The following is a 3155-nucleotide window of genomic DNA, read 5'->3' as shown; positions in this document are numbered from 1 at the left end:
GCCGTGACCGCTCGGCGGGTCGCGGTGGGGATCCGGGGTGTTGGGGGGAGCGCCGGGTTGCCGGTGGGGTCCACCGCTGATGCGGTCGCGAGGAGCTCCCGGCGGTCGCGCGGAGCGCCGAGGCGGCAGCCGAGGGACCGGGAATGCGCGTGCCCGCGGCGGTCGACGCGAAGCTGACCGACCGGGAGCGCAACCTGCTGCGGAAGCTGCACGAGGAGCTGGCCCAGCGCGAGCAGGACCGCTCGGCCCCGCCGCGCCGCCAGAACGGCGCGAACAACGGCGAGGAGGGCTGGACGTCGACCATGCCGGGAGGCACGGGCGGCTTCCCCCCGATCGGCGCGGCCCCGGCCAACAACCAGGCCTACCAGCAGCAACGCTCCTGATCAGGTCCCGTGAGCACTTCCCGGGGCTATGGCCCCAAGAAGTGCTCACGGCCTGCGACCAGCGCGAACGGTTCGGTCAGCGGGCGTTCAGGACGTCGGCGAGGACTCGTTGCAGGTGGAGACCTCGGTGGACGTCGCAGGGGTGGTCCGCGCGTTCCCCGCTGGCCATCGACAGCAGGTCGTCGAGCAGCCGGGCGTAGCACTCGTGCGCTGCCGTGCGGCGTCCCGCCAGCGGTGCGCAGCCGTGCTCGCCGTACACCGCGAAGTCCACCAGCGACGGCTGGACCGGCATCCGCAGCGAGAGGGTCAGCGTGCTGGTCGCGCCGCCTTCGTGGCCGAACACCAGTTGCCAGAGCCCGTCGTCGCCGCGGTGCGCGAAGTGCACCTCCTCGATGGCCCCGAGCGCCGCGTCGAGCAGGTCGATGGCGTGCGGACCCGCGTCGATCAGCGCGCCGTCGTCCTCCTGCCGCCACGCCGAGGCCGCGTAGTCGCCGGCCAGCAGCCCGCCCGCCAGCCAACGACCGGTGCCGCCCTGCACACCGCCGAGTTCCCGCAGCCCGGCCAGCCAGTCCTGGACCTCCGGGGCGAACCGGCGGGTGAGCATCATCAACGCCGCCACCCCGGACCCGGTCACCGCCTCGACGATCTCCTCGGCCCCGGCCCGGTCGGCGGCCAGCGGCTTCTCCAGGACCAGGTGCTTGCCCGCGCGAGCCGCTCGCGGCGCCAGCTCGGCCTGCACCGACGGCGGCACGGCGAACGCGACGGCGTCGACGGAGTCGAGCAGCTCGTCGAAGCTGTCCGCGACTTCCGCGCCGTGCTCACCGGCGAGGCTCTTGGCCGCATCGGACCGCCGGGCCCACACCGCCGCCAAACGCGTCCCCGGGTGCGCGTGCAGCCCTGGTGCGTGGACCCGGTGCGCCCAAGGTCCTGCTCCGACAACCCCGACCCGCAGTGCTTCGTCCATGCCGCCAATGGTGCCGATGACCCATTGCGGTTACGGCAGTTGGGGGTCCGGTGGGAGCTGTGGACCACGAGCCGGTGGACATCCGCGCTTTCCGGCATAGGGTGTCCGGCATGGTGCTAGACCCCGGAGATCGGCCCCTGCCAACGGGATTCATGCCCGAAACGCCGTCGGACCGGCCGGTGGTCCCGAAGGACGCGGCGACCGTGATGCTGGTCCGGGACGGTTCCGCGGGTCTAGAGGTCTTCCTGCAGAAGCGGGTGAAGGCGATGGCCTTCGCCGCCGGGATGACCGTCTTCCCCGGCGGTGGGGTCGATCCGCGTGACGCGGACATCTCGGTGTCCTGGCACGGTCCGGGGCCGGACTGGTGGGCCGAGCGGTTCGGCTGCTCGCCGGAGATCGCGCGGGCGCTGGTGTGCGCGGCCGTGCGCGAGACGTTCGAGGAGTCCGGTGTCCTGCTCGCCGGTCCGGACGCGTCGACGCTGGTCGGCGGCACCAGCCACTACGCGGAGGCCCGCGCCGGGCTCGTCGCCCGCGACCTGTCGCTGGCGGAGTTCCTGGCCCGGGAGGACTTGGTGCTGCGCGCGGACCTGCTCCGCCCGTGGTCGAACTGGGTGACCCCGGAGGGCGAGCCGCGCCGCTACGACACGCGCTTCTTCCTCGCCGCGATGCCCACCGGCCAGCACGCCGACGCCAGGACGTCCGAAGCGGTCGAGGCGTACTGGGCGACGCCGGAGCAGGCGCTGGCGGACTTCGCGGAAGGCCGGTGCCAGCTGCTCCCGCCGACCCGCGTGACGCTGCAGCAGCTCGCCGAGCACGGCAGCGCGTCCGCCGCGCTGGAGTCCGAGCGGACCATGGACAAGATCATCCCGAAGCTGGTCAAGCGCGATGGCCGCTGGTACGTGCTGCTGCCCGGCGAGCCCGGGTTCGAGGAGGCGAAGTGATCGAGCACCCCGCATACGCAACCCTGCGACCGGTCACCCCGTACGCCTCGGTGCTGCTGGCGCAGAACCCCTCGCCGATGACCTTGGACGGCACCAACACCTGGCTGGTCGGGGACGCCGCCGGTCGAGTGGTGATCGACCCGGGCCCGAACGACGCCGAGCACCTGCGGCTGGTCGCCGACCACGGCCCGGTGTCGCTCGTGCTGCTGACCCACCACCACCCGGACCACACCGACGGCGTCGAGCAGTTCGTCGAGCTCACCGGCGCGCCGGTGAGGGCCCTGGACCCCGCGCTGTGCCGGGGCGCGGAGCCGCTCCAGGACGGCGAGGTCGTCGATGCGGGCAGTGTGGGGCTACGCGTGCTGGCCACGCCGGGACACACCGCTGATTCGGTCTGCTTCGCGGTCGACCACGACGAACCCGCGGTGTTCACCGGTGACAGCGTCCTGGGCCGCGGCACGACGGTGGTCGCCCACCCGGACGGCCACCTGGCCTCCTACCTCGACTCGCTGCGCCGCCTCGCCGATCTGCCCGAGGGCGTGCGCGTGCTCCCCGGCCACGGCCCGGACCTCCCGGACGTCCGGGCGATCGCGGAGCACTATCTCCAGCACCGCCGGCAGCGCCTGGAGCAGGTCCGGGAGGCGCTCGCCGAGCTCGGCCCCGACGTCACCCCGCGCCAGGTGGTGGAGGTCGTCTACGCCGACGTCGATCGATCGGTCTGGCCAGCCGCGGACCTCACGGTCCAGGCCCAGCTCACCTACCTCCGCGAGGCCTCGTAGCAGCTCAGGACCCGTGAGACCTGGAGCCGTCCTCGGGGATGACGTAGACCGCCGCCCCGCCGTCCGCGCCGCGCAGCTTGACCGCGCC

4 protein-coding genes and 1 pseudogene are annotated in these 3155 nt (G+C 73.4%); 3 read left to right on the top strand and 2 right to left on the bottom strand.

The window, feature by feature from the left end; all coding sequences use genetic code 11:
* The first annotated feature begins 143 nt into the window (after window positions 1-143).
* Entirely contained in the window at window positions 144-383 is a 240-nt protein-coding gene (locus ABTZ89_RS37445) for a hypothetical protein (protein ID WP_351053952.1), read from the top strand.
* Window positions 384-459: 76 nt separating this feature from the next.
* Here ABTZ89_RS37445 and ABTZ89_RS37440 read toward each other — a convergent pair whose 3' ends face one another.
* Window positions 460-1347 carry a Gfo/Idh/MocA family protein gene (locus ABTZ89_RS37440; RefSeq protein WP_351053949.1) on the bottom strand — a complete coding sequence of 296 codons (888 nt, stop codon included), beginning with the start codon at window positions 1345-1347 and terminating at the stop codon, window positions 460-462.
* Between the two features lie 152 nt (window positions 1348-1499).
* Between ABTZ89_RS37440 and ABTZ89_RS37435 the strand changes: the two genes are divergently transcribed.
* Window positions 1500-2288 (top strand): NUDIX hydrolase, encoded by a 789-nt coding sequence (locus ABTZ89_RS37435; protein ID WP_351053946.1) that lies wholly within the window; start codon window positions 1500-1502, stop codon window positions 2286-2288.
* Window positions 2288-3067, top strand: a complete 780-nt coding sequence (locus ABTZ89_RS37430; protein ID WP_270947518.1) for an MBL fold metallo-hydrolase — start codon at window positions 2288-2290, stop codon at window positions 3065-3067. The genes ABTZ89_RS37435 and ABTZ89_RS37430 overlap by 1 nt, the downstream gene beginning before the upstream one ends.
* Before the next feature lie 10 nt (window positions 3068-3077).
* Here ABTZ89_RS37430 and ABTZ89_RS37425 read toward each other — a convergent pair.
* Window positions 3078-3155: pseudogene (locus tag ABTZ89_RS37425) on the bottom strand (arginine repressor); the annotation flags it as partial.

Source organism: Saccharopolyspora sp. NPDC002686 (assembly GCF_040295745.1).
Lineage (GTDB): Bacteria > Actinomycetota > Actinomycetes > Mycobacteriales > Pseudonocardiaceae > Saccharopolyspora > Saccharopolyspora oryzae.
The sequence above is the reverse complement of the archived record's forward strand: the minus strand, read 5'-3'. Positions and strand labels throughout refer to the sequence as shown.

Bases quoted from the DNA above. Each gene is read 5' to 3' on its own strand.
- ABTZ89_RS37445 (WP_351053952.1), top strand. From the start codon at position 144: ATGCGCGTGCCCGCGGCGGTCGACGCGAAGCTGACCGACCGGGAGCGC.
- ABTZ89_RS37440 (WP_351053949.1), bottom strand. From the start codon at position 1,347: ATGGACGAAGCACTGCGGGTCGGGGTTGTCGGAGCAGGACCTTGGGCG.
- ABTZ89_RS37435 (WP_351053946.1), top strand. From the start codon at position 1,500: ATGCCCGAAACGCCGTCGGACCGGCCGGTGGTCCCGAAGGACGCGGCG.